This is a genomic window from Stenotrophomonas sp. TWI1409 (genome assembly GCF_039673015.1).
Classification (GTDB): Bacteria; Pseudomonadota; Gammaproteobacteria; order Xanthomonadales; family Xanthomonadaceae; genus Stenotrophomonas; species Stenotrophomonas maltophilia_A.
The window spans coordinates 1-24345 of the sequence record NZ_JBDJKU010000046.1; the positions used below are offsets into that span (position 1 = coordinate 1).

The following is a 24345-nucleotide window of genomic DNA, read 5'->3' on the forward strand; positions in this document are numbered from 1 at the left end:
CTGCAGGCGCCTTCACAAGATACCTGCGCATACTTTCAAAGATCCGGGGAAGTGGCCTCAGCGCCGTTCCCGTGTGCTGCGAAGTTTCCTTCGTAGCGAGCCGCCCATTATGCCAGACTTTTTCAGTCCGTCAACACCTTCGTTCGATCATTTCGTTCGGCGGTGGTGGGCGCCCTGTTGTCGCTGAAGCCCCTTGGTGGCGACCCCTGCGACGGGGGAAGAGAAGTATGTCCCCATTCGCATCATTTGTGAAGGGGGTGTGGCGATTTTTTTCAACGGATGTTGCATCCGTTCATCCATCGCGCTGCGGGAGGACCCCGCGAAGAGCAAGAGCAGTCGAGCGTGGCTATGCCGGGCGTCCTGCCCGGCCCCCTCCGGGCCGTCGCAAGCGACGTTGGCAACGGCTCCTGCCGTTGCCTTCGACTCTACAAAAGGAAGGGCCGGCTGCGCCGGCCCTTCCCTGGTGTCAGGCAGCGACCAGGCGCACGCGGGCGAAGGTGCGCTTGCCGACCTGCAGCAGGCCTTCGAAGCCCGGCTGCAGCACCTGCTGGCCGTCTTCGACCACTTCACCGTCCACCTTCACCGCGCGCTCCTTGAGCTTGCGGTTGGCTTCGGAGTTGCTCGGGGTCAGGCCGGCCGCGGTCAGCAGCGCGGCGATGCGCAGGCCTTCGGCCGGGATCGCCACGTCCTGCAGCGGCAGCTGGGTGATGTCGCCCTGCCCGGTCACCGCCGCTTCCCAACCGGCAACCGCCTGTTCGGCCGCTGCGGCGTCATGGAAGCGGGTCGCCAGTTCACGCGCCAGGCGCAGCTTGACCACGCGCGGGTTCAGGCCGCCATTGGCCACCTGCTCGCGCAGCTGTACGGCTTCGGCCTGGCTGATGTCGAAGGACAGCAGCTCGATCCAGCGCCACATCAGGGTGTCGTCCACCTTCATGGTCTTGGTGACGATGTCGATGGCCGGCTCGCTGATACCAATGTAGTTGCCCAGCGACTTGGACATCTTGTTGACGCCGTCCAGGCCTTCCAGCAACGGCATGGTCAGCACCACCTGCGGCCTCTGGCCGTGGTGCTCCTGCAGGCCGCGGCCCATCAGCAGATTGAACTTCTGGTCGGTGCCGCCGAGCTCGACGTCCGCTTCCAGGGCCACCGAGTCGTAGCCCTGCACCAGCGGGTACAGGAACTCGTGGATGGCGATGGACTGCTGGGCGGCATAGCGCTTGGCGAAGTCGTCGCGCTCGAGCATGCGCGCCACGGTGTGCTGGCCGGCCAGGCGGATCATGTCGGCGGCGCCCATCTTGCCGAACCACTCCGAGTTGAAGCGGACTTCGGTACGGTTGCGGTCCAGCACCTTGAATACCTGCTCTTCATAGGTACGGGCATTGGCCAGCACGTCGTCCTTGCTGAGCGGCTTGCGGGTCAGGCTCTTGCCGGACGGGTCGCCGATCATGCCGGTGAAGTCGCCGATCAGGAAAATGACCTGGTGGCCGAGGTCCTGGAACTGGCGCATCTTGTTCAGCAGCACCGTATGGCCCAGGTGCAGGTCGGGCGCGGTGGGGTCGAAGCCGGCCTTGATCCGCAGCGGGCGGCCTTCCTGCAGGCGCGCACGCAGATCCTCGAGCTTGAGGATCTCGTCGGCACCACGGCCGATCAGGGCAAGGGCTTCTTCAATCGAGGACACGTGACTACTCCCGGCAACGCCGATTCTTGTGTGGGGTGTTAAAGCAAAGTTAACCCGATTGGCTTCACAAAAGCCAATGGGCACAAGGGTTTGACGCGGTTTTCTCAGGTGTCTATGGTAACCGGCGATCAGGCCCGCGCTCCCGGGCTGCCAGGAAAAAACCGCCGATGCACAATTCCGAACAAGGGCGCGCACGCAAGCAGCGCTTCCAGGAACGCCTCCACGTCCTGCACGACAACGCCCTGCATCGGAAGCTCAGGCAACATCTTCCCGCCGCCTTCAATGAGCGCTGGACGCGCCGCCATTGGATGCATGCCAGCCTGTTCGCGACCATCGGCGCCCTGGTGGCGACGATCGTTCCCGGCTTCTCGCACACCATCGATGCGCCCTTCGCCGACAGCCACACCAGCCTGGCGCTGCCGTTGCCGCCGCTGACCATGGCCCGCCAGCAGCAGGTGCCCGGAGACAGCTGGCAGGTGCTGCGGGTGCAGCGCGGCCAGACCCTGAGCGACCTGTTCGACAAGGCCGGCATTCCGGCCACCACCCTGCACCGGGTACTGGACCACCCAGGTGCACGTGAGGCGCTGACCAAGCTGCGCCCGGGTGCCGAGATCGCCTTCGACATGCCGCTGTCCGGTGACCTGCGCAGCATCCGCTTCGACCGCGATGCCGACAACCGGGTGGAACTGAGCCTGGCCGGCGATGACATCAAGGAGAAGGTGACCAAACGCGAGACCTCCACGCGCACGGTGGTCACCAGCGGCGAGATCACCAGCTCGCTGTATGCCGCGGCCCGCCGCGCCGGGCTGTCGCCGTCGGCGATCGCGACGATGACCGACGACATCTTCAAGTACGACATCGACTTCTCGAAGGACCTGCAGCCGGGCGACCGCTTCAGCGTGGTGATGGATGAAACCTGGCGCGAAGGCGAGAAGGTGGACACCAGCAAGATCCTGGCGGCGACCTTCACCACCGGTGGCAAGACCTATTCCGGCTTCCGCTTCGACCGCAACGGCAAGTCCGAGTACTACGACATCAACGGCCGTTCGCTGAAGAAGAGCTTCATCCGCATGCCGATCCCGTTCGCACGGCTGAGCTCGACCTTTGGCGCGCGCAAGCACCCGGTGCTGGGCAAGATGCGCATGCACAAGGGCGTGGACTACGCCGCGCGCACCGGCACCCCGATCATGGCCGCCGGCGACGCCCGCGTGCAGTTCGCCGGGGTGCAGCGCGGCTACGGCAACGTGGTGATCCTCGACCACGGCCGCGGCCACACCACCCTGTACGGCCACATGTCGCGCTTTGCGAACATCAAGACCGGCCAGCGTGTGGCCCAGGGCACGGTGATCGGCTATGTCGGCTCGACCGGCCTGGCGACCGGCCCGCACCTGCACTACGAATTCCGCGTCAACGGCGAGCACCGCAACCCGCTGACCGTGACCATGCCGCCGCCGGAGCCGCTGAAGGGCGCCGAGCTGGTCGCCTTCCGCGCGCAGACCGCACCGGCGATGGCGCGCATCCAGGGCATGGAGAAGCTGATCTACGCCGACGCCAGCCCGGCACCGACCAGCCGCGACGAGGCCGCCCCCGAGGTTGCCAGCGCCAAGGACAAACAGGCAACCGGCCGCAAGCGCGGCTGAGCCCCTGCGTTGACGAAGAAGGACGCGGCAGCCCAAGCTTGCCGCGTCCTTTTTTTATGCCTGCCATGAACACAACTGTCGACGCTGACGCCCCCCTGTACCTTGGCCTGATGTCGGGCACCAGCGCCGATGGCATCGATGCCGCGCTGGTGCAGTTCCCCAGCGGCGCTGGCTGCCGCTTCGTGCATGGCCTGACCGCCCGCTGGGAGCCGGTGCTGCGGGCGCGGCTGGTGGCACTGGGCGAAGGGGGCCCGCTGGACTCGCTGGAGGAGCTGGGCGAACTGGACGCGCGGATCGCGATCAGCTTCGCTGAAGCCGCCAATCAACTGCTGGCCGAGGCCGGTGTGGACCGCAGCCAGGTCCGCGCGATCGGCTCGCACGGCCAGACCGTGCGCCATCGCCCGCTGGCCAATCCGGCCTTCACCGTACAGCTGGGCGACGGCAACCGCATCGCCGAGCTGACCGGGATCACCACGGTGTGTGATTTCCGCCGCCGCGACGTGGCAGCCGGAGGCCATGGTGCGCCGCTGATGCCGGCCTTCCACCTCGGCATGCTGGGCACGGCTGATGAAGACCGCGCCGTGCTCAACCTGGGCGGGATCGCCAACCTGACCCTGATCCCGCGCGAAGGCGCGGTGCGTGGCTTCGATACCGGCCCGGCCAACGCGCTGATGGATGCCTGGTGCCAGCGCCACACCGGCCGCACCTTTGATGCCGACGGCGCGTATGCCGCCAGTGGCGCGGTGGACGAGAGCCTGCTGGCGGGTTGGCGTTCGGAGCCGTGGTTCGCGCTGCCGCCGCCGAAGAGCACCGGCCGCGAACAGTTCCACCTGGCCTGGGCCGAGGCCCACATGGGCGAAGGCCAGTACGCTGCCGCCGATGTGCAGGCCACCCTGCTGGAGCTGACCGTGGCGACGGTGGCCGATGCGCTGCTGGCGCAGCAGCCGCAGACCCGGCGCCTACTGGTCTGCGGCGGCGGGGTGCGCAACCGGCAGCTCATGAAGCGGCTGGCTGCACGGCTGCCGGGGGTGCAGGTGGAGTCCAGCGCAGTGCATGGGCTGGACCCGGAGTACGTGGAAGCGATGGGCTTCGCCTGGCTGGCGCAGCGGACGATGGACGGGCTGGCCGGCAACCTGCCGGGCGTGACCGGGGCAACGGGGCCGCGGATCCTGGGGGCGATCCACCTGGCGTGAGGTGGTCATCCACGCATGGCGTGGATCTACCGGGAACGGCGGTCGAGCGTGGCTCGACGCTACATGGGCACTAATCGAAGCCCTGCCCTGCGGGCAGGGCCTGCAGGGCGGCGATGGCGTCGGAGAGCGCGTTCACTTCGGGATCGCCGAAGCCGGAGCGGACCTCCAGTTCACTGCCGAACAGGCCCTGCTCCAGCAAGGCGGCGCAGGTCTGTTCGTGGGTCCAGCCGCGGGCAACCGCGACACGTCGGATACGTTCCAGCAGCAGCGGGTCCAGGTCCCGCAGCACAACGTCGGCCATGCTCACTTCCCCGTTCGCAAGGCACCGCCCCCTCGGCGCGTCGGGGGCGATGATCCCGCAGACCGGGCGGGCAGGCAATCAGGTGGCGCTTGCGGCCTGGCGACGACGCTGCTGCAGGATCAGCAGGGCGCAGAGGATCACCACCGGGATCGCCACCAGCGCGGTACCGACGAAGAACAGCGCGTAGCCTTCCAGCAGCGTCCGGCCCTGCGCGAGCGTCTGTACCGACCACCCCGAGAGCCCCTTGAGCGCCTTGCCTGGCATCGCGTAGAACGAACTCAGCAGCGCGTACTGGGTTGCGGTGTATCCGATGCTGGTCAGGCTCGACATATAGGCGATCAGCGCCGTACCGGCGAAACCGCTGGCGAAGTTGTCGATTGCCATGGCCACCGCGAAATGGGTCGTGTCCGGGCCCGAATAGGCCAGCCAGGCAAACGCCAGGTTGGAGGCCGGACCCAGCACGGCACCCACCATCAGCGCCGCCAGCACCCCCCAGCGCACCGAGACCAGGCCCGCCGCAGCAATGCCGACGAAGGTCGCGACCAGACCCACCGAGCCTCGCACAGCGCCAACGGTGTCCTCGTCCAGGCCGAGATCGACGTAGAACGGGTTGGCCATCGGCCCCATGACGAAGTCGGCCATGCGATAGACGCTGATGGCCACCAGGATCAGGATCGCACCACTACGATGCTCGCGGACGAAGGCGATGAACGGCCCCGCCACGGCGTCGAACAGGCCCCGCGGCGTCCACAGCGAGGTCGCCTGAGCCTGCACGGCAGCCACTTCCCGCGCAGGCTCACGGGCCATGACCACGGCCACCACGCCAAGCGCCATGAGGACGGCCATGATCTCGTACGAGACCTGCCAGCCGACACGGGCCGCGATGATCAGGATCAGCGCATCGGTGACCAGCAATGCGGTGCGATAGCCCAGCGCCGAGGATGAGGTCAGCAGGCCCAGCTGCTCGCTGTTGTCAGCACTTTCAATGCGCCAGGCATCGATGACGATGTCCTGGGTGGCCGAAGCAAACGCCACGATCACGGCCATCACGCCGAACACGACGATGTGCTGCCAGGCGATACCCAGGAACTGGATCTGGCCCCCCTTGGGCTGGACCAGCGCCATGCCGACCAGGCCCACCACCACGACCAGCTGCGACAGCAGCATCCAGCCACGGCGGCGGCCAAAGCGACCGAACAGAGGCACGTCGGTCTTATCAACGATCGGCGCCCACAGGAACTTCATGGTGTAGGCCAGCCCGACCCATGACAGGAAACCGATCGTGCTCAGCTCGATGCCTTCCTTGCGCATCCAGAAGCCGAGCGTGTTGCCCACCAGATAGATCGGCAGGCCGGAACTGAAGCCGAGCAGCAGCATCGCCAGCACCTTGCGCTGGCTCAGGTTGGACACCACCTGCTGCCACGGCCGACGCGGCTTGGCAGCCTCGGTCACAGGTCGTAGTCCACGATGAACGGCGCGTGGTCGGAGAAGCGCTCGTCGCGGTAGATCGAGCAGCTGCGCAGGCGGTCACGCAGGCCCGGGGTGATGAACTGGTAGTCGATGCGCCAACCGACATTGTTGGCACGGGCCGCGCCACGGTTGCTCCACCAGGTGTAGTCCTCGCCGGTGGGGTTGAGCAGGCGGTAGGCGTCAGCCCAGCCACGGCCGGCGGCGACATCGGTGGCCTGGCCATGGTCGGCGCACAGGGCATTGAGCCAGTCGCGCTCTTCCGGCAGGCAGCCGGAGTTCTTCTGGTTGGACTTCCAGTTCTTGATGTCCAGCGCCGAACGCACGATGTTCCAGTCGCCGCACAGCACGTAGTCGCGGCCGCTGCGCGCCCATTCCTCGAGGATCGGCCGCAGCCATTCCATCACTTCGAACTTGAAGCCCTGGCGCAGGTCGCCCGAGCTGCCGGACGGGATATAGAAGGAGACCACGCTGAGGTTGCCGTAGCGCGCCTCGATGTAGCGGCCTTCGTCGTCGAACGGGGCCCAGCCCAGCGAGGTGATGACCTGGTCCGGCTCGCGCTTGCTGTAGATCGCCACGCCGCTGTAGCCCTTCTTGGTGATGGCGTCGCGGTAGAAGCAGTGGTGGCCGTCCGGGCGGAACATCGGGTCGGTCAGCTGGTCTTCCTGGGCCTTGGTCTCCTGGATGCACAGGACGTCGGCGTCCTGGGACCGGAACCAGTCGAGGAAGCCCTTGGTTGCGGCGGAGCGGATGCCATTGGCGTTGAAACTGATGATGCGCATGCGGGGGACCTGCGGCGGGAAACCGGGCAAGCATACCGGTTGCCCGCGGGGCTGCGCAGTCCGCCAGGCCGGGCCGCGACACCCTTCACAGGGCCCCGGACGAGCGCGAAACGCCCAGCTGGATTAGGATTTGTGCTCCAAATGAAGATGAATCGAGTTTTGATGAGCGACCACCGCCACCGTTTCCTGCAGCTGGCCCTGACCGCCGACGCCCTGCGCTTCGGCCAGTTCACCCTCAAGTCCGGCCGGCTGAGCCCCTATTTCTTCAACGCCGGTCGTTTCGACTCCGGTTCGCTGCTGTCGCAGCTCGGCGCCTGCTACGCCGATGCCATCGATGCCACCGGGATCAAGTACGACGTGGTGTTCGGCCCCGCCTACAAGGGCATTCCGCTGGCCACCGCGATGGCCTGCGAGCTGGCCCAGCGTGGCCGTGACCTGCCGCTGTCGTTCAACCGCAAGGAAGCCAAGGACCATGGCGAAGGCGGCCAGCTGATCGGCGCCGACATGAATGGCAAGCGCGTGCTGATCGTCGATGACGTGATCACTGCGGGTACCGCGATCCGCGAAGCGCTGGGCATCATCCGCGCCGCCGGTGGCACCCCGGCCGGCATCGTGGTGGCACTGGACCGCCAGGAGATCGCTTCGGAAACCGATCGCCGTTCGGCGGCGCAGTCGGTGGCCGAGGAAGCCGGCATTCCGGTGATCGCCGTGGCATCGCTGGCCGATCTGCTTGATTTCGCCTCCGGCAACCCGGAACTTGTGGGTTACCGGCAGCCGCTGGAAGCCTACCGGGCCCAGTACGGCGTCCGTTCGATCCGCTGACCGACCCAGGGGAAAGGTCATGTCCCGAGTTCCTGCTGTGCTCTTTGCCGGCCTGCTGCTGGCCGTGCCGTTCACCGTACTGGCGCAGTCGCGCGACAGCGGCAAGACGGAAAAGAAGCTGTACTGCTGGAACGAGGGCAAGGAGCGGATCTGCAGTGATTCGCTGCCGGCCGATGCGGTCAACCATGCCCGCGAGGAGTTCAACGCGAAGAGCGGCCTGCGCAATGCGCAGGTCCAGCGCGCGTTGACCGACGAAGAGCGCGCCGCCGCCAGCACGGAGGCGGCGCAGCAGCAGCTGGACCTGATGGCCGCGCAGACCCGCCAGCGCACCGAGCAGGCGATGCTGACCACCTATGGCAGCGAGGACGACCTGCGCCGGGTGTTTGCCGAGCGTCAGGAAGTACTGGACAACAACCTGAAGACCGCCGAGTACAACGTCACCAGCCTGCGTGAGTCGCTGGTGGCGCTGCTGGCGGCCGCAGGTGACCGCGAACTGGCCGGTGGCAAGGTGGCCGACAAGCAGGCCGAGGCGATCCGCCAGCGGCACGTGCAACTGCAGTCGCAGCAACGGCTGCAAGCCGGGTTCCTGCAGCAGCAGCAGGCGTTGAAGGCCGAGATCGACAGCACCCTGCAGCGCTATCGCGAGCTGAAGGGGCTGGTGCCGGCGAGCCAGGCTCCGGCGGGCTGACCACGCTCCCGTCGCCGGGCATGGCCCGGCGCTACCCAGGGCCTGGTTACGGATTGGCCCACGGAATTTATGCACTCTTTACGCGTCGGCCCGGTCCGGCGCGTAGTGCGTTTATGGGGGGCAGGACGACGATGACGGCCTGAGGTGGAGGGGTTCCACCAGGACGCTATTGCAATGTCCCCCTGGCTGTCGTTGTTGTGTGGCGTGCTGGTGCTGGTCGCCGCCGCCTATCTCCTTTATGTCGTGCTGCGGCCCGAGTCGTTCTGAGCGGAGCCGGCCATGACTGAGATGCTTGTGATTATTGCCGCCAGCCTGCTGCTGGCGTGGCCGCTGGGCCTGTACCTGGCCCGCGTGATGCGTGGCACGCCGATGAAGGTCGACGTGCTGTTCCACTGGATCGAGAAACCGCTGTACAGGGTGTTCGGGGTCGATCCGTCGCGCTCGATGTCCTGGCGCGGCTACGTGCTGGCCTTCGTGCTGAGCAACGTGGTGGTTGCTGTGTTGACCCAGGCGGTGTTCATGACCCAGGCCTGGTTGCCGCTGAATCCGGACCAGATCCCGAACATGCGCTGGGACACCGCGCTGCACACGATGATCTCGTTCCTGACCAACACCAACCAGCAGCACTATTCGGGTCAGGCGCAGCTGTCCTATCTCTCGCAGATGACCGGCATCACCGGCCTGCAGGTGGTGACGCCGATGATGGGCCTGGCGCTGGCAGTGGCGACGCTGCGCGCGTTGTTCTCGCGTGCGCCGCAGGCGGCGGCGACGGGTACCGGCGATGACCGCCAGGTGGCGGTGGGCAACTACTACGTGGACGTGGTGCGCCTGTGCGTGCGCTTCCTGTTGCCGCTGTGCCTGGTGTGGACCCTGCTGCTGACCAGCCAGGGCGTGCCGTCGACGATGACCGGTGGGCCGCAGGCCACGCCGATCGACGCCAGCGCCGGCATGGCCGAACAGAAGCTGCCGCTGGGCCCGGTCGCGGCGATGGTCGCGGCCAAGCAGCTGGGCGCCAACGGTGGCGGCTGGTACGGCCCGAACAGCAGCTTCCCGCTGGAGAACCCGACCCCGCTGTCGAACGCGCTGGAAATCGTCGGCATCCTGTTGGTGCCGATGGCAGTGATCTTCATGATCGGTGCGTTCACCGGCCGACGTCGCTTCGGCGCCCTGGTGTTCAGCTGCATGCTGGGCATGTCGCTGCTTTCCACCGGCGCGATGATGTGGAGCGAAGGACATAGCGCCAGCACCGCCACGCCGCTGCTGATGGAAGGCAAGGAAGTGCGCTTCGGCGCCGATGGCACCGCGCTGTGGGCGGCGGTGACCACCCAGGTCTCCAACGGCTCGGTGAACGGCATGCACGATTCGCTGGCGCCGCTGAGCGGTGGCATCGCGATGGTCAACATGCTGGTCAGCGCGATCTGGGGCGGCATCGGCTGTGGCCTGCAGCAGTTCATCGTCTATCTGCTGCTGGGTGTGTTCCTAGCCGGGTTGATGACTGGCCGCACGCCGGAGCTGTTCGGCCGCAAGCTGGAGACGCCACAGGTGCGCCTGCTGGCCCTGCTGGTGCTGCTGCAGCCGATCACCCTGCTGGTGTTCACTGCGATCACCTTGGCCGTACCCGGCCTGGCGGGCACCTCCAACCCCGGCTTCCATGGCATCAGCCAGGTCTTCTACGAGTACGTCTCGGCCTACGCCAACAACGGCTCGGGCTTCGAAGGGCTAGGCGACGCCACGCTGTGGTGGAACCTGAGCTGCTCGCTGGTACTGCTGCTGGGCCGCTTCCCGCTGCTGATCATTCCGCTGGTGGTGGCCACACAGCTGGCTGCCAAGCGCCAGGCCCCGGAGTCTGCCGGCAGCCTGCAGATCGAAACCCCGACCTTCGCCCTGACCCTGGTCTCGGTGATCGTCATCCTGACCGTGCTGCAGTTCATGCCGGCGCTGGTACTCGGCCCGATCGCCGACCACCTGAGCCTGGGACTGCACTAAGGACACCCTGATGAGTACCCAAGCAAGTTCAACCCGTAGTACCCATGCAGCGCGCCCTGCCCTGCTGGATGGCGCCGGCCTGCGCCGTGCGCTGGTCGAAGCGGTTCTCAAGCTGTCGCCGATGCATCTGGTGCGCAGCCCCGTGATGGCGGTGGTGATGGCCGGCACGATCGTCGCCGCGATCGTCACCCTGACCGGCAACGCGCCGCTGGGCTTCGGCCTGGCGGTGACCGCGATCCTGCTGGTGACCGTGCTGTTCGGCAACTTCGCCGAAGCCGTAGCGGAAGCGCGTGGCCGTGGCCAGGCCGCCTCGCTGCGGCGTGCCCGCCAGGACCTGGTGGCACGCCGGCTGGCGGCGCCGCAGCCAGGCGCCGCCGAAACCCAGGTGCCGGCCGCCGAGCTGCGCCCGGGCGACCACGTGATCGTCAGTGCCGGTGAGCTGGTGCCGGCCGATGGCGAGATCGTGCAGGGCCTGGCCACCATCAACGAAGCGGCGGTGACCGGCGAATCGGCACCGGTGTTGCGCGAGGCCGGTACCGACCGTTCCGGCGTGATCGGCGGCACCAAAGTGCTGTCCGACCAGATCATCGTGCGGGTGACCGCCGAACCCGGCCACAGCTTCCTGGACCGGATGATCGCGCTGGTGGAAGGCGCCAACCGCCAGAAGACCCCGAACGAGATCGCGCTGACCCTGCTGCTGGCGGCGATGACGCTGACCTTCCTGGTGGTGGTGGCCACGTTGCCGGCCATTGGTGCCGCCGTCGGCGTCAAGGTCGATCCGCTGCTGCTGATCGCGCTGCTGGTGTGCCTGATCCCGACCACCATCGGCGGCCTGCTGCCGGCCATCGGCATCGCCGGCATGAACCGTGCGCTGGCCGCCAACGTGCTGGCCAAGTCGGGCAAGGCGGTGGAGGTGGCCGGCGACGTCGACGTACTGCTGCTGGACAAGACCGGCACCATCACCTACGGCGACCGCCAGGCCAGCCACTTCCATCCGCTGGCCGGCATCGATGCCAGCCAGCTGCGCGAGGCCGCACTGCTGTCCTCGCTGGCCGACCCGACCCCGGAAGGCAAGTCCATCGTGCGCCTGGCGCGCGAACAGGGCTGCGCTACCGCCGAACCGGACCACGCCGAGTACCTGGCGTTCAGTGCGCAGACCCGCATGTCCGGCGTGGACCTGGAACATGGGCGGCAGATCCGCAAGGGTGCCGCCGATGCGATCCGTGCCCACGTGCAGGCGCTGGGCGGCAACGTGCCGGCGGAACTGGCCGGGCGCGTGGAGCAGGTCGCACGCAATGGTGCCACCCCGCTGGTGGTGGCCGAGGGCCGCCATGTGCTGGGCGTGATCGAGCTGTCGGACGTGGTCAAGCACGGCATGCGCGAGAAGTTCGCGCAGCTGCGGGCGATGGGGATCCGCACGGTGATGATCACCGGCGACAACCCGCTGACCGCCGCCGCAATCGCCGCCGAAGCCGGCGTCGACGACTACATCGCCGAGGCTCGCCCGGAGGACAAGCTGGCACGCATCCGCCAGGAGCAGGCCGGTGGCCGCCTGGTGGCGATGGTCGGCGATGGCACCAATGACGCGCCGGCGCTGGCGCAGGCCGACATCGGTCTGGCGATGAACTCCGGTACGCAGGCGGCGAAGGAGGCCGGCAACATGGTCGACCTCGATTCGGACCCGGCCAAGCTGCTGGCGGTGGTGGAAGTAGGCAAGCAGCAGCTGATCACCCGCGGCGCGCTGACCACCTTCTCGCTGGCCAACGACGTCTCCAAGTACTTCGCGATCCTGCCGGCGCTGTTCGCCGCGGCCGTGCCGACCATGGCCGCCTTGAACGTGATGCAGCTGTCGAGCCCGCGCAATGCGGTGCTGGCAGCGCTGATCTTCAACGCCCTGGTGATTCCCGCCCTGATCCCGCTCGCCCTGCGTGGCGTGCGCTTCCGCCCGGCCACTGCAACCGCACTGCTGCGCCGGAACATGCTGGTGTACGGCCTCGGCGGCGTGCTGCTGCCGTTCGCAGCGATCAAGGCGATCGACCTTCTTCTTGTCCTGGTATTCGGCGCATGAACCGTACTGCTTCCACTTCATCTTCCCTTCCGCGCGAACAGAAGGCCGAGGCCCGCGTGGCCAGCCTGCAGGATGGTGCCAGCTGGCGCCCGGCGATCGGCCTGGGCCTCGCCACCCTGCTGCTGGCCGGTGCGGTCTACGCCGGTATCGCCACCGGTTTTGCCGGCCTGGCCTACCCGACCCAGGCCGAGGGCAGCCTGCTGCGCGATGGCAACGGCCAGGTACGCGGCTCGGCATGGTTGTCGCAGCCGTTCACCGGTGACGGCTACTTCCAGGCACGTCCGTCGGCAGCCAACTACGACCCCATGGCCGCGGCCGGTTCCAACATGGCGCGCAGCAACCCGGCCCTGGCCGAGCGTGTTGCCGCCAGCACCGCTGCGGTGGCCGCGCGCGAAGGCGTCACCCCGGCGCAGGTACCGGCAGACCTGGTCACGCAGTCCGCAGGTGGCCTGGATCCGCAGCTGTCGCCGGCGGCGGCGCGCCTGCAGGTGGCACGCGTGGCACGTGCCCGCGGCCTGCCGGTGGAACGCGTGCAGGCACTGGTGCAGGCGCATACCGAAGGTCGCCAGTGGGGCCTGTTCGGCCAGCCGCGGGTGAACGTGGTGACGCTGAACTTCGCGCTGGACCACGCGGCCAAGGCACCGTGATGCCGGCCTGCACCGGCTGCGCGCACAATGGCCCCCATGACTGATGCGCGTACCCGCCAGGCCGATGCCCTGGTCGAAGGCCTGCAACGCGAAGCCGGCGGCAAGCTGACCGTGTTCCTCGGTGCGGCGCCGGGCGTGGGCAAGACCTACACCATGCTGACCCGCGCACAGGAACAGCTGCGCCGCGGTGTCGACCTGGTGGTGGGCCTGGTGGAAACCCACGGCCGCGCCGATACCCAGGCGCTGCTGGAGGGCCTGCCACAGCTGCCGCTGAAGGCAGTGGCCTATCACGGCCACATCCTGCAGGAGATGGATCTGGATGCCGTGCTCACACGGCATCCGGCGCTGGTGCTGGTGGACGAACTGGCCCATCGCAATGCGCCGGGCAGCCGTCATGAGCGGCGCTGGCAGGACGTGATGGAGCTGCTGGATGCCGGCATCGACGTCTGGACCACGGTGAACATCCAGCATCTGGAAAGCCTCAACGATGTGGTGATGCGCATCACCGGCGTGCGCGTGAGCGAGACCGTGCCGGACGGCGTGCTCGACCGCCTGCATGACATCGTGCTGGTCGACCTGCCGCCACGCGAACTGATCGCACGCCTGCAGCAGGGCAAGGTGTATGTGCCCGAACAGGCCGCGCAGGCGCTGCAGGCATTCTTCTCGCCGGCCAACCTGACCGCGCTGCGTGAACTGGCGATGCAGGAAGCCGCCGACCGCGTCGACAGCAGCCTGCGTGAAGCACGCGCCGCACGCGGCGAGAGCAACCTGCCGCTGCGTCGCGGCGTGCTGGTGGCCATTGATGGCGGCGGTCAGAGCGAATACCTGGTGCGGGTGGCGCGTCGCATCGCCGAACGCCGCGACGCGCCGTGGACGGTGGTGACCGTGCAGGGCCGGCGCCAGGATGACGCGACCCGACGCGAAATCGATGCGGCCTTCGCACTGGCACGGCGGCTGGGCGGCGACGCCGAACTACTGCACGGATCGAGCATCGCCGATGCCCTGCTCGACCATGCCGCGCACAACGGCGTGTCGACCCTGGTGCTCGGCCGGACCCGAGAACGTCCGCTGGCGCGGATGTTCAACCGCACCCTGACCCAGCAGCTGATCCAGCGCGGCGCACATTACGAGATCACCATCATCAGCACCCCGCAGGCACGTGCGCGCTCGCGCCGCGAGGGCCTGCTGCCGCCGGTGCGCGGCATCAGCTACGAACCGGCGCAGGCACTGATCGCCACCGCGTTGGCCTGTGCGGTGGCATGGCTGGCCGAACGCTGGGTGGGCATGGCCGACCTGTCGATGGTGTTCATCGTGGCGGTGGTAGTGGTGGCCGCGCGCACGCGCGCCAGCGTGGCGGTGATGGCGGCGATCCTGTGTTTCCTCGCCTACAACTTCCTGTTCATCGCACCGCGCTTCACCTTCGCCATTGGCGCACGCCAGGGCGTGATCACCGTCTTCCTGTTCCTGGCCGCCGCACTGGTGGCCGGACGCCTGGCCTCGCGCCTGCGCATGCAGGTGATCGCGCTGCGTGCGGCCAACCGCCATGCGCGTGCGCGCCAGCAGCTGGGCCGCCAACTGGCCAGTGCCGCCGGCAACGGCGAGGTGGCGCAGGCGGGTCGGCATGCACTGGAACAGGCCATGGACGTGCCGGCGTGGCTGCGGATCGGCGCCGATACCGCAACCGGTGGCCGCAGCCAGCCCGGCGACACCGACCTGGCCGCCGCCGACTGGGCGCTGCGCCATGGCCAGCCCAGTGGCCGCTTCACCGATACCCTGGCCGGCGCGCAGTGGTGGTTCCTGCCGTTGCTGGATGGCGAGGACCGCGCGATCGGCGTGGCCGGCCTGTATCTGCCCGGTGCACAGGCGCGCCTGCTGCCCGAACAACGGCAACTGGCCGAAGCGATGGTCGATGACATCGCGCAGGCCGCGCTGCGCACCCGGCTGGTGGCGGAACTGGAGCAGGCGCACGTCAGCAACGAGACCGAGCGACTGCGCTCGGCGCTGCTCTCTTCGGTGTCGCACGACCTGCGCTCGCCACTGGCGGCGATGATCGGCTCGGCCGACAGCCTGGCCAGCTATGGTGCGGCAATGGATACGGCCGATCGCCGTGCCCTGCTCGACACCATCCTGGTCGAGGGCGAACGGCTGGACCGCTACATCCAGAACCTGCTGGACATGACCCGCCTCGGCCACGAGGGATTGAAGATCAACCGCGACTGGATCGGCGTGGACGAACTGATCGGCTCGGCCGCACGGCGCCTGCAGCGCTACCAGCCGAAGGTGCGGCTGGAGCTGGACATTCCGGCCACGCTGGCGCCGATCTGGGTACACCCGGCGCTGGTCGAACAGGCGGTGTTCAACGTGATGGAAAACGCGGCCAAGTTCTCACCGCAGGATGCTGCCGTGCAGGTGCAGGCGCGTGAACTGGACGGCCAGCTGCGCATCGACGTGATCGATGCCGGCCCCGGCATTCCCGACGACGAGCGTGCGCGCATCTTCGACATGTTCTACAGCGTTGAACGTGGCGACCGTGGCCGCCATGGCACCGGCCTGGGCCTGACCATCTGCCAGGGCATGATCGGCGCACATGGCGGCAGCGTGCAGGCGCTGCCCGGACGCGACGGTCGCGGTACCCTGATCCGCATCACCCTGCCCCTGCTCAAGCCAGCCTCCCACGATGAGCCCGACCCCGATTGATGCCAGCGTACCGGCCGCGCGCGTGCTGGTGATCGATGATGAAACCCAGATCCGCCGGTTCCTGGACATCAGCCTGCGCGCGCAGGGCTACCAGGTACGGCAGGCGGCGACCGGCCAGGAAGGCCTGCAACTGGCCGCCAGCGAAGACACGGACCTGGTGATCCTGGATATCGGCCTGCCGGATATGGAAGGCCACGAGGTGCTGGAACAGCTGCGGCAGTGGAGCCAGGTGCCGGTGATCATGCTGACCGTGCGTGCCGGCGAGGCGGAGAAGGTGCGTGCGCTGGATACCGGCGCGAATGACTACGTGACCAAGCCGTTCGGCACGCAGGAGCTGATGGCGCGGGTGCGGGCGCTGCTGCGCACGCGCAGCGTACCCAGTGATGGCACGCCACCGGTATTCGACGATGGCCACCTGCATGTGGACCTGGTCCGCCGTGAAGTGGCGCTGGATGGCGAGCCGGTAGCGTTGACCCGCAAGGAGTACGCGCTGCTGTCGCTGCTGCTGCGCAACGCCGGGCGGGTGGTGACCCAGCCACAGATCCTGCAGGAGATCTGGGGCCCGACCCACCAGCACGACACCCATTACCTGCGCATCCTGGTCGGCAAGCTGCGGCACAAGCTGGGCGATTCAGCGCTGGATTCGCGCTACCTGTTCACCGAACCGGGCGTCGGGCTGCGGTTCAAAGGGTGAGGGTGTGCCGACCAACGGTCGGCACCCACCAAAGCGAATCCGGAAGAGCATCCACGCATGGCGTGGATCTACTGTGTCGACCAAGGTCGACACCTACCAACAGCGGTCCATGCCATTCCGACAGATCGCGGAAATTGTCAGGGGTGGGGCGGTGTCGGAGTGCGGGGTGTCAGCCGCATGGGCCCGAGGCATGCCTCGGGCGGGTTGGGCAGGACGCCCAACCCCGGTCTTGCCGTGTGCGCAGGAATGCGCACGCGAGCAAGCGGCTGCCAAGCTTACAGGGACGTACTTGCAGCGTCCCCGCACTCCGACACCGCCCCGCCATCCTACGGAAAGCCCGCTGTTGCTGTTGCTGCTGAGGTTGCCGGCCAGCGACCGGCACTACCGCGGGTGCAGGGCGCAGCCCTGCCAACACCCTTAACGGCGGCGGCGCTTTCGGTCCACGTACAGGGTCCTGACGATGCTCAGCACGATGCCGACACCGATACCCACCACGCAGCCCAGCAGCAGATTGTCGGCCCCCAGGCCCACACCCACGCCGACCACGGTGGCGATGACCATTTCGGCGGTGTGGGAAATCGGTTCGGGCTTCGGGGCGGACATGCGGGCTCCAGCGTCAGATCAGTTCTTCGGGATGGGCCAGTGGCCCGGAAACGACGAAGCCGGGTTGCCCCGGCCTCGTCTGGTGTCACGTGCAGCGGGCCGTCAGTGCGATTCGGCCGGGCCTGCGATCGGCGGCAGCGGACGGGCGTCGCCGCCCTTGTCGTTGCCACCATCCTTGTTCGACTTGTTCCAACCGGCCGGCGGCGGCGGATCACGGCCTTCCATGATGGCGTCGATCTGCGGCGCGTCGATGGTCTCGTACTGCAGCAACAGCTGGGACATCGCGTGCAGCTTGTCCAGGTTGGCCGTCATCAGCTCGGTGGTGCGTGCGTAAGCCTCGTCGAGGATGTTGCGCACTTCCTCGTCGATGCGGCGCGCGGTGTCGTTGGACACGCTCTTGTGCTGGGTGACCGAACGGCCCAGGAACACCTCGTCGTCCTCTTCGCCATAGGCGATCGGGCCGAGCTGGTCGGACAGGCCCCACTTGGTGACCATGTTGCGGGCCATCTTGGTGGCGCGCTCGATGTCGTTGGAGGCGCCGGTGGTGACCTTGTCGGCACCGAAGATCAGCTCCTCGGCCACGCGGCCACCGTACAGCGAGCACAGCTGCGACTTGATCGCCACGCGGTTCATCGAGTACTTGTCGCCTTCCGGCAGGTACATGGTCACACCCAGCGCACGGCCGCGCGGAATGATGGTGACCTTGTAGACCGGGTCATGCTCGGGCACCAGGCGGCCGACGATGGCGTGGCCGGCTTCGTGGTAGGCGGTGAGGGTCTTCTCCTCCTCGCTCATGGCCATCGAGCGGCGCTCGGCACCCATCAGGATCTTGTCGCGGGCACGGTCGAAGTGGTCCATGCGGACCTCCTTCTCGTTGCCACGCGCGGCGAACAGGGCAGCCTCGTTGCAGAGGTTGGCCAGGTCGGCGCCGGAGAAGCCCGGGGTACCACGCGCGATCACCATCGGCTCGACGTCGTCGGCCAGCGGCAGCTTACGCATGTGCACCTTCAGGATGTGCTCGCGACCCTTCACGTCCGGCAGGCCGACCACGACCTGGCGATCGAAACGGCCCGGGCGCAGCAGCGCCGGATCCAGCACGTCCGGACGGTTGGTCGCGGCGATCACGATCACGCCTTCGCCACCTTCAAAACCGTCCATTTCGACCAGCAGCTGGTTCAGGGTCTGCTCGCGCTCGTCATGACCGCCGCCCAGGCCGGCGCCACGGTGACGACCGACGGCGTCGATTTCGTCGATGAAGATGATGCAGGGGGCGTGCTTCTTGGCCTGCTCGAACATGTCGCGCACGCGGCTGGCGCCGACGCCGACGAACATTTCCACGAAGTCCGAACCGGAGATCGAGAAGAACGGCACCTTGGCTTCGCCGGCGATGGCCTTGGCCAGCAGCGTCTTGCCGGTACCCGGCGGGCCGACCATCAGCACGCCGCGCGGAATCTTGCCGCCCAGCTTGGTGAACTTGGACGGGTCGCGCAGGAAGTCGACCAGCTCGCCCACTTCTTCCTTGGCCTCGTCGCAGCCAGCGACGTCGGCGAAGGTGACCTTGATCTGGTCTTCGCCCTGCAGCTTGGCGCGCGACTTGCCGAAGGACATCGCGCCCTTGGCACCGCCGCCACCGCCCTGCATCTGGCGCATGATGAACAACCAGAAGCCGATGATCAGGATGACCGGCAGGAAATTCATCAGGATCGCGCCGAGGGAAATGCCGCTGGACGGCTCCTCCTGCACGATCTCCACGTTCTTGGTACGCAGCACGTTGATCAGGTCACGATCGAACGGTGCGGTGATGGTGGACGACTGCCCACCGCGGGTGGTGTAGGTCAGCTGGCTGGTGCCGCCGCGCATGTCGCCGCCAAAGGCGACCTTCTGCACGTTGCCGCTGTCCACCTGGTCCAGGAACTGCGAGTACGACGCGCCCTGCGCGCCGGCCCCGGAGGACTTCGGCGAGAAGCTCTGGAAGACCACCATCAGCACGACGGCGACGACCACCCATAGCAGGAGGTTCTTGGTCAAGTCGTTCATCCTCATTGGCTCCGGTGTTCCTCTCAGTGCTGGCGTTGCGTTGGGGTCGAACTTGCGTACGTTGCGAGCTTACTTCATGTGGGCGCGTTTTCCCTGACCCAAGGCATACACCTCGGGAGAGCGCTTGCGCGAGGCTTCCGGCTTGCGGATGGAGACCTTGTCGTACCGGCGGCGCATGTCGCGCACGTAGTCGTCAAAGCCCTCGCCCTGGAACAGCTTGATCAGGAATGCGCCACCGGTCTTCAGGTGGTTGTCGGCAAAATCCAGAGCCAGCTCCGCCAGGTGCATCATCCGCGGCTGGTCGACCGCGCCTACACCACTCTTATTGGGGGCCATGTCCGACAGCACAAGGTCTACCGGCTGATCCCCGAGCATGGCTTCAAACTGCGATAGAACGGCTTCTTCCCTGAAGTCACCATGAAGGAACTCCACGCCGGCCAGCGGCGGCATGTCCAGGATATCCAGTGCCAGCACGCGGCCGGTATCGCCGATCTGTCTCCTAACCTGCTGAGACCAGCCGCCCGGGGCCGCGCCAAGGTCGACCACCACCATGTGCGGCTTCAGCAACCGGTCACGTTCCAGCAGCTCTTCGAGCTTGTAGGCCGCGCGCGAGCGCATGCCTTCGGCCTGGGCCTTCTTCACGAAGGGGTCGGAGAAGTGTTCCTTGAGCCAGCGCTGGCTGCTTTTGCTGCGGGTAGCCATTGAAAATAGGGGCTGATGGGGTCCTCATGATACCCTGATCGCCCCATTCAACCGTGTTTTCCTGCATGTCCATCGCCCTGACCGCTTCCCAGACCCGTTTCCTGCGCGGCCAAGCCCACGACCTGAAGGCCCTGCTGCAGACCGGCGGCAAGGGCGTGACCCCGGCCTTCATCGCTGAGCTGAACGAAGTGCTGGAGCGCCACGAGCTGGTCAAGGTGAAGGTCGCTGCCGAAGACCGCGACGCCCGTGACGTGATGATCGGCGAGATCGTCGAAGCCACCGAGAGCGCGTTGGTACAGCGCATCGGCCACGTCGCCGTGCTGTACCGCCCGAGCAAGGAACAGCGCCAGATCGTGCTGCCGCGCGGCTGATCGCCTTACTGCCATGCAGCTGAACCACGAACCGCCCGATTACGCCTACAGCCTGCGCGCCGCCGATGGCCGCTCGGCCAAGGTGAATGACCAGGTGCTGGGCAGCAGTTTCTTCCTGACCCCGGACCAGCTGGTCACGCAATGGCCGGTAGTGAGCGCCACCGCGCTGCAGCTGGCTGACCTGGAGCCGATCCTGGCGCTGAACCCGGCGCTGATCGTGCTCGGCACGGGTGACCGCCAGGTATTCCCGCCGGCAGTGGTGATGGCTGCCTGCCTGTCACGCGGCATCGGCCTGGAAGTGATGAACAATCCGGCCGCCGCGCGCACCTTCAACATCCTGGCGGGCGAAGGCCGCAAGGTCGCGGCCGCTTTCATTCTGGAAGGCTGAGGTCGAGGCGTCGGGCGCGCCCCGGCGCTAGCCGCCAGAAGCGGTGCAGCGGAAGGCCGAGAACTGCTTCAGCCGCCCGATCAGGTTGCCGCTCTGGCCCCAGCGGATGTCCATGACCTTCCAGTCCTGACCCTGCCTTTGCAGCAGGACACGGTCGGTCCAGCGATAGTCGCCTATCGCCATTTCGACGGGTACCCAACTGCCATCGCCGCTCGTCGCGGGCAGCCCCACCTTTACCGTTTCCGGCCGATCCGGCGCCATGAGATACGGGCTCTGGTCCAGCATGTGCGGCTTCTCGTCATGCGCGGCCAGCACCGCACAGGCCCGCTCGTAAGCGCGCTGCGCATCGATGGCTGAGCGCAGCGCATCGCCCAGCAACGGCGGAATGGTCGCTTCGTCCGAAGCCGGCGCCTGGACGGCCGCGTAAAGACGGGTGACCACGTCGCGCGGATCGCTGGCTGCGGAGGCCAGCGGCGCGACGATGAGCAACGCGAGAGTGGAAGCAGGACGGAGCATGGGGTACCGGATTGACTGGGACCGCTCAAGAATGCCGGGTATCCCGTCCGCCGTGAAGGTGATCCTGCGACACACAAGATCGCAAATGACCACTCTGCGGTACCCGGGTCGAGCATGGCTCGACTCTACAGGCCAGGAACGCCGGGCATGGCCCGGCGCTATCGCATCTGACGATCAGCGTGCCGGCAGGTACTGCTGCGGGTCGACCGGCTTGCCGTTGTAGCGAATCTCGAAGTGGACCATGTCGCGGTTCGCACCGGTACGGCCCATTTCGGCGATCTGCTCACCGGCCTTCACGCTCTGGCCTTCATTCACCAGGCGCTTGCGGTTGTGGCCATAGGCCGACAGCCACTGGTCGCTGTGCTTGATGATGATCAGCTCGCCGTAGCCGACCAGGCCGGCGCCGGAATACACCACCACGCCATTGGCGGTGGCCTTGACCGCCTGGCCGCTGGTGCCGGCGATGTCGAGGCCCTGCTTGGTCGCATCACCAGCCACGTAACGGCCAACGATGGCGCCATCAGCCGGCCAGCGCCAGGCGATGTTGCTTTTCACCGGACCGACCGGCGCCGGGACCGGCGTGGTGCTGCCGCCACTGTTGCCACCGGAACGCGGCGGGGTGACCACCGTGGTGGGCGCGCGGCCGCCGCTGGCACCGGCCGGATACAGCCGGATCACCTGCCCCGGATAGATCGTCGAGGGGTTGTCCAGGCTGTTCCAGGCAATCAGGTCGGCCGGGGTGATGTCATGGATGCGGGCCAGCGCATAGATGGTGTCGCCCTTGCGCACCACCACGGTCTGCCCCGGCTTGGGTACCGAGGTCTTCGGCGTGGTCACACCGCCACCGGTGCTGCCACCACCAGGACGAACCACGGTGGCGGTGCCGCAGGCGGCCAGGGTGGAAACCAGCAACGCCAGCGCGCCGATGCGCACTCCCTTGCTCAGACGATCAGGACTCATGCGAACTTCGACCTCCATACAAGCCAGGCGATCAGCACCACCACCAGCGCGGTGGCGATCCAGCCCAGCGGTTCAATCCAGCGACGCAGTGCCGCTTCAGCACGCGCACCACCGATACGGATGACCGCAGCCAGCACGAACACGCGCTTGCCACGACCGATCAGCATGCTCAACAGGTACTGCGGCATCGGTACACCGACGATACCCGATGCCCACGTGAAGACCTTCATCGGGATGGGCATGAATCCGCCCAGCACCAGGAAGGTGAACACTGCCCACGGCGACTCGGCCATCTTCGCCTGCACGGTGGTGATGCCCTGCTCGATGGCCGGCAGCATGCCCAGCGCCTCGAACAGCGGCTTGATCGCCTCGAAGGCGTAATGACCCAGCGCGTAGCCAACCAGTGCGCCGACCATCGAGCCGGCCAGGCTCAGGGTGGCGAACCACCAACCGCGCTTGGGCTGGGCCACGCACATCGGCGCCAGCATCACCTCCGGCATCACCGGGAAGATGATCGCCTCGAAGAAGCTCAACACCGTCAGGTAGGTCGGCGCGCGTTCGTGCGCCGCCCACTTCATCGCCCGCTCGTACAGCGGCCCGAAAATCTTCATGCAACCCTGCTCCGTGGATTAGTCGAGCATGCCAGACAGCAGCGGCACGAACGTGACCGGCGCCAGCACGTGTTGTTCGATGCTGCCGTCGGCCTTGCGGTCCAGCTGTACCAGCGACTGCGCCCCGGGGCCACCGACCGGCGCCACCAGGCGGCCGCCCTCGGCCAGTTGCTCGATCAGGGCGTCGACCAGTGCCGGCGCCGCCGCAGTAACCACGATGGCATCGAACGGACCGTGCTCGGCCCAGCCGACGCGACCGTCGTCATGCTTGGTGCGGATGTTCATGCCCAGCGCACGGAAGCGCTTGCGGGCCTGCCGCAGCAGATCACCGATGCGCTCCACGGTGTAGACCTCCAGGCCCAGCGCACCGAGGATTGCGGCTTGGTAACCGGAACCGGTGCCGACTTCCAGCACCCGTTTCGGTGCAACCTGGAGGACCGCCTCGGTCATCCGCGCGACCACCCAGGGCTGCGAGATGGTCTGGCCGTGGCCGATCGGCAGCGCAGTGTCTTCATACGCGCGCGAGGCCAGTGCCTCGTCGATGAACAGATGGCGCGGCACCACCCGGATCGCATTCAAGGTCGGCTCGTCAACGATGCCGGCTTCGCGCAGGCGGTCGACCAGGCGGTCACGCACACGCTGCGAGGTCATGCCGATACCGACGGCTTCCGGTTGCAGGCGCAGGCGTGGACTCATGCCGGCCGGTCCAGCGCGGCACTGAGGCCGCCGACCCAGCTGGCCACTTTCTCCAGTGCCTGGTAGCGGGTCAGGTCGACCTGGATCGGGGTGATCGAGATATGCCCGGTGCGCACCGCATGGAAGTCGGTACCGGGGCCGGAGTCCTGCTCACGGCCGGCCGGGCCGATCCAGTACACCTCGTTGCCGCGCGGGTCTTTCTGCGCGATGCAGCCTTCGGCGCGGTGGCGGTTGCCGAGGCGGGTGACCTCGAAGCCCTCGACCTCGCTCCACGGCAGATCAGGCACGTTGACGTTGAGGATGGTGTCAGCCGGCAACGGATCGGCCTTGAGCCGGGCAACGATCTCCACGGCAGCGCGCGCGGCGGTCTCGAAGTGTTTCGGATCGTGGTTGCGGGTAACCAGCGAGACCGCCACCGCCGGCAGCCCGAGGAAGCGACCTTCCATCGCCGCCGAGACGGTGCCGGAGTAGATCACGTCATCGCCGAGGTTGGCGGCATTGTTGATGCCGGACACGACAATGTCCGGTTCGAACTCGAGCAGCCCGGTCAGCGCCAGGTGCACGCAGTCGGTCGGAGTGCCGGCCACCGAGACGGTGTAATGGTCGATGCGCTTGAGGCGGATCGGCAGGCCCAGGGTCAGCGAATTGCTGGCGCCGGAGCGATCACGGTCGGGCGCGACCACCGTGACTTCGTGTCCGGCCTCGCGCAGCACCGAAGCAAGCATCCGGATGCCTGCGGCGTCGACGCCATCGTCGTTACTGACCAGGATTCGCATCTTCGATTTAACCGCTTGATTT

General features: G+C 67.2%; 24 protein-coding genes. 12 read left to right on the plus strand and 12 right to left on the minus strand.

Annotation, left to right across the window (positions count from 1 at the left end):
- Positions 1-466: 466 nt before the first annotated feature.
- A complete protein-coding gene (gene tyrS, locus ABE423_RS14755; protein WP_180838593.1) occupies positions 467-1678 on the minus strand; it encodes a tyrosine--tRNA ligase in 1212 nt (403 codons plus the stop codon).
- 167 nt (positions 1679-1845) lie between these two features.
- On the opposite strand from tyrS, the gene ABE423_RS14760 reads away from it, so the two are divergent.
- Positions 1846-3318, plus strand: a complete 1473-nt coding sequence (locus ABE423_RS14760) for a peptidoglycan DD-metalloendopeptidase family protein (RefSeq protein ID WP_032128447.1) — start codon at positions 1846-1848, stop codon at positions 3316-3318.
- A 65-nt stretch (positions 3319-3383) separates the two neighbouring features.
- Entirely contained in the window at positions 3384-4511 is a 1128-nt protein-coding gene (locus ABE423_RS14765) for an anhydro-N-acetylmuramic acid kinase (RefSeq protein ID WP_180838592.1), read from the plus strand.
- A gap of 70 nt (positions 4512-4581) precedes the next feature.
- Here the strand turns inward: ABE423_RS14765 and ABE423_RS14770 are convergent, their stop codons facing one another.
- The 3 genes from ABE423_RS14770 to ABE423_RS14780 all read right to left on the minus strand — a co-directional run bounded on the left by ABE423_RS14770 (position 4582) and on the right by ABE423_RS14780 (position 7061).
- Positions 4582-4812 (minus strand): hypothetical protein, encoded by a 231-nt coding sequence (locus tag ABE423_RS14770; RefSeq protein ID WP_180838591.1) that lies wholly within the window; start codon positions 4810-4812, stop codon positions 4582-4584.
- A gap of 78 nt (positions 4813-4890) precedes the next feature.
- Complete coding sequence (locus ABE423_RS14775) at positions 4891-6264, minus strand: MFS transporter (RefSeq protein ID WP_032128445.1); 1374 nt, start codon at positions 6262-6264, stop codon at positions 4891-4893.
- Positions 6261-7061 carry an exodeoxyribonuclease III gene (locus ABE423_RS14780; RefSeq protein WP_032128444.1) on the minus strand — a complete coding sequence of 267 codons (801 nt, stop codon included), beginning with the start codon at positions 7059-7061 and terminating at the stop codon, positions 6261-6263. The genes ABE423_RS14775 and ABE423_RS14780 overlap by 4 nt, the downstream gene beginning before the upstream one ends.
- 162 nt (positions 7062-7223) lie before the next feature.
- On the opposite strand from ABE423_RS14780, the gene pyrE reads away from it, so the two are divergent.
- The 8 genes from pyrE to ABE423_RS14820 all read left to right on the plus strand — a co-directional run bounded on the left by pyrE (position 7224) and on the right by ABE423_RS14820 (position 16663).
- Positions 7224-7883: an orotate phosphoribosyltransferase gene (pyrE, locus tag ABE423_RS14785; protein WP_010486876.1), complete on the plus strand. Its 660-nt coding sequence runs from the start codon at positions 7224-7226 to the stop codon at positions 7881-7883.
- Positions 7884-7902: 19 nt separating this feature from the next.
- Complete coding sequence (locus tag ABE423_RS14790) at positions 7903-8571, plus strand: hypothetical protein (RefSeq protein ID WP_125894852.1); 669 nt, start codon at positions 7903-7905, stop codon at positions 8569-8571.
- A gap of 174 nt (positions 8572-8745) precedes the next feature.
- On the plus strand, positions 8746-8838 hold the full coding sequence (locus ABE423_RS14795; RefSeq protein WP_005407770.1) for a potassium-transporting ATPase subunit F: 93 nt from the start codon (positions 8746-8748) through the stop codon (positions 8836-8838).
- Positions 8839-8850: 12 nt separating this feature from the next.
- The gene (gene kdpA, locus ABE423_RS14800) at positions 8851-10557 is read left to right on the plus strand and encodes a potassium-transporting ATPase subunit KdpA (RefSeq protein ID WP_346486557.1); all 1707 of its coding nucleotides are present in this window, start codon (positions 8851-8853) and stop codon (positions 10555-10557) included.
- Positions 10558-10567: 10 nt separating this feature from the next.
- Positions 10568-12625: a potassium-transporting ATPase subunit KdpB gene (gene kdpB / locus ABE423_RS14805; protein WP_346486559.1), complete on the plus strand. Its 2058-nt coding sequence runs from the start codon at positions 10568-10570 to the stop codon at positions 12623-12625.
- Positions 12622-13272, plus strand: a complete 651-nt coding sequence (gene kdpC, locus ABE423_RS14810) for a potassium-transporting ATPase subunit KdpC (protein WP_346486561.1) — start codon at positions 12622-12624, stop codon at positions 13270-13272. Before kdpB ends, kdpC begins: the two co-directional genes overlap by 4 nt.
- Positions 13273-13308: 36 nt before the next feature.
- Positions 13309-15969 (plus strand): sensor histidine kinase KdpD, encoded by a 2661-nt coding sequence (locus ABE423_RS14815; protein WP_346486563.1) that lies wholly within the window; start codon positions 13309-13311, stop codon positions 15967-15969.
- Complete coding sequence (locus ABE423_RS14820) at positions 15950-16663, plus strand: response regulator transcription factor (protein ID WP_346486564.1); 714 nt, start codon at positions 15950-15952, stop codon at positions 16661-16663. Before ABE423_RS14815 ends, ABE423_RS14820 begins: the two co-directional genes overlap by 20 nt.
- A 417-nt stretch (positions 16664-17080) precedes the next feature.
- Here the strand turns inward: ABE423_RS14820 and ABE423_RS14825 are convergent, their stop codons facing one another.
- From ABE423_RS14825 to rlmE, 3 genes are all read right to left on the minus strand, one after another.
- On the minus strand, positions 17081-17266 hold the full coding sequence (locus ABE423_RS14825; RefSeq protein WP_121503759.1) for a hypothetical protein: 186 nt from the start codon (positions 17264-17266) through the stop codon (positions 17081-17083).
- Between the two features lie 102 nt (positions 17267-17368).
- Entirely contained in the window at positions 17369-19303 is a 1935-nt protein-coding gene (gene ftsH / locus ABE423_RS14830; protein ID WP_010485966.1) for an ATP-dependent zinc metalloprotease FtsH, read from the minus strand.
- A gap of 69 nt (positions 19304-19372) precedes the next feature.
- Positions 19373-20005: a 23S rRNA (uridine(2552)-2'-O)-methyltransferase RlmE gene (gene rlmE / locus ABE423_RS14835; RefSeq protein WP_005409014.1), complete on the minus strand. Its 633-nt coding sequence runs from the start codon at positions 20003-20005 to the stop codon at positions 19373-19375.
- A 65-nt stretch (positions 20006-20070) separates the two neighbouring features.
- Between rlmE and yhbY the strand changes: the two genes are divergently transcribed.
- Positions 20071-20376 (plus strand): ribosome assembly RNA-binding protein YhbY, encoded by a 306-nt coding sequence (gene yhbY / locus ABE423_RS14840; protein ID WP_004152868.1) that lies wholly within the window; start codon positions 20071-20073, stop codon positions 20374-20376.
- 13 nt (positions 20377-20389) lie between these two features.
- Positions 20390-20764, plus strand: a complete 375-nt coding sequence (locus tag ABE423_RS14845; protein ID WP_012510659.1) for an Mth938-like domain-containing protein — start codon at positions 20390-20392, stop codon at positions 20762-20764.
- A gap of 27 nt (positions 20765-20791) precedes the next feature.
- On the opposite strand, the gene ABE423_RS14850 is transcribed toward ABE423_RS14845, so the two are convergent.
- From ABE423_RS14850 to surE, 5 genes are all read right to left on the minus strand, one after another.
- A complete protein-coding gene (locus ABE423_RS14850) occupies positions 20792-21280 on the minus strand; it encodes a hypothetical protein (protein WP_032130123.1) in 489 nt (162 codons plus the stop codon).
- Between the two features lie 174 nt (positions 21281-21454).
- Positions 21455-22240, minus strand: a complete 786-nt coding sequence (locus ABE423_RS14855; protein WP_346486568.1) for a peptidoglycan DD-metalloendopeptidase family protein — start codon at positions 22238-22240, stop codon at positions 21455-21457.
- Positions 22237-22851 (minus strand): YqaA family protein, encoded by a 615-nt coding sequence (locus tag ABE423_RS14860; protein WP_014036746.1) that lies wholly within the window; start codon positions 22849-22851, stop codon positions 22237-22239. Before ABE423_RS14860 ends, ABE423_RS14855 begins: the two co-directional genes overlap by 4 nt.
- A gap of 18 nt (positions 22852-22869) precedes the next feature.
- Positions 22870-23547: a protein-L-isoaspartate(D-aspartate) O-methyltransferase gene (locus tag ABE423_RS14865; protein ID WP_010485977.1), complete on the minus strand. Its 678-nt coding sequence runs from the start codon at positions 23545-23547 to the stop codon at positions 22870-22872.
- Positions 23544-24323, minus strand: a complete 780-nt coding sequence (surE, locus tag ABE423_RS14870; RefSeq protein ID WP_346486571.1) for a 5'/3'-nucleotidase SurE — start codon at positions 24321-24323, stop codon at positions 23544-23546. Before surE ends, ABE423_RS14865 begins: the two co-directional genes overlap by 4 nt.
- Positions 24324-24345 lie beyond the last annotated feature (22 nt).

Coding starts and splice junctions, on each gene's coding strand:
- ABE423_RS14760 (WP_032128447.1), top strand. CDS start 1,846: ATGCACAATTCCGAACAAGGGCGCGCACGCAAGCAGCGCTTCCAGGAA.
- ABE423_RS14765 (WP_180838592.1), top strand. CDS start 3,384: ATGAACACAACTGTCGACGCTGACGCCCCCCTGTACCTTGGCCTGATG.
- ABE423_RS14770 (WP_180838591.1), bottom strand. CDS start 4,812: ATGGCCGACGTTGTGCTGCGGGACCTGGACCCGCTGCTGCTGGAACGT.
- ABE423_RS14780 (WP_032128444.1), bottom strand. CDS start 7,061: ATGCGCATCATCAGTTTCAACGCCAATGGCATCCGCTCCGCCGCAACC.
- pyrE (WP_010486876.1), top strand. CDS start 7,224: ATGAGCGACCACCGCCACCGTTTCCTGCAGCTGGCCCTGACCGCCGAC.
- ABE423_RS14790 (WP_125894852.1), top strand. CDS start 7,903: ATGTCCCGAGTTCCTGCTGTGCTCTTTGCCGGCCTGCTGCTGGCCGTG.
- ABE423_RS14795 (WP_005407770.1), top strand. CDS start 8,746: ATGTCCCCCTGGCTGTCGTTGTTGTGTGGCGTGCTGGTGCTGGTCGCC.
- kdpA (WP_346486557.1), top strand. CDS start 8,851: ATGACTGAGATGCTTGTGATTATTGCCGCCAGCCTGCTGCTGGCGTGG.
- kdpB (WP_346486559.1), top strand. CDS start 10,568: ATGAGTACCCAAGCAAGTTCAACCCGTAGTACCCATGCAGCGCGCCCT.
- kdpC (WP_346486561.1), top strand. CDS start 12,622: ATGAACCGTACTGCTTCCACTTCATCTTCCCTTCCGCGCGAACAGAAG.
- ABE423_RS14815 (WP_346486563.1), top strand. CDS start 13,309: ATGACTGATGCGCGTACCCGCCAGGCCGATGCCCTGGTCGAAGGCCTG.
- ABE423_RS14820 (WP_346486564.1), top strand. CDS start 15,950: ATGAGCCCGACCCCGATTGATGCCAGCGTACCGGCCGCGCGCGTGCTG.
- ABE423_RS14825 (WP_121503759.1), bottom strand. CDS start 17,266: ATGTCCGCCCCGAAGCCCGAACCGATTTCCCACACCGCCGAAATGGTC.
- ftsH (WP_010485966.1), bottom strand. CDS start 19,303: ATGAACGACTTGACCAAGAACCTCCTGCTATGGGTGGTCGTCGCCGTC.
- rlmE (WP_005409014.1), bottom strand. CDS start 20,005: ATGGCTACCCGCAGCAAAAGCAGCCAGCGCTGGCTCAAGGAACACTTC.
- yhbY (WP_004152868.1), top strand. CDS start 20,071: ATGTCCATCGCCCTGACCGCTTCCCAGACCCGTTTCCTGCGCGGCCAA.
- ABE423_RS14845 (WP_012510659.1), top strand. CDS start 20,390: ATGCAGCTGAACCACGAACCGCCCGATTACGCCTACAGCCTGCGCGCC.
- ABE423_RS14850 (WP_032130123.1), bottom strand. CDS start 21,280: ATGCTCCGTCCTGCTTCCACTCTCGCGTTGCTCATCGTCGCGCCGCTG.
- ABE423_RS14855 (WP_346486568.1), bottom strand. CDS start 22,240: ATGAGTCCTGATCGTCTGAGCAAGGGAGTGCGCATCGGCGCGCTGGCG.
- ABE423_RS14860 (WP_014036746.1), bottom strand. CDS start 22,851: ATGAAGATTTTCGGGCCGCTGTACGAGCGGGCGATGAAGTGGGCGGCG.
- ABE423_RS14865 (WP_010485977.1), bottom strand. CDS start 23,547: ATGAGTCCACGCCTGCGCCTGCAACCGGAAGCCGTCGGTATCGGCATG.
- surE (WP_346486571.1), bottom strand. CDS start 24,323: ATGCGAATCCTGGTCAGTAACGACGATGGCGTCGACGCCGCAGGCATC.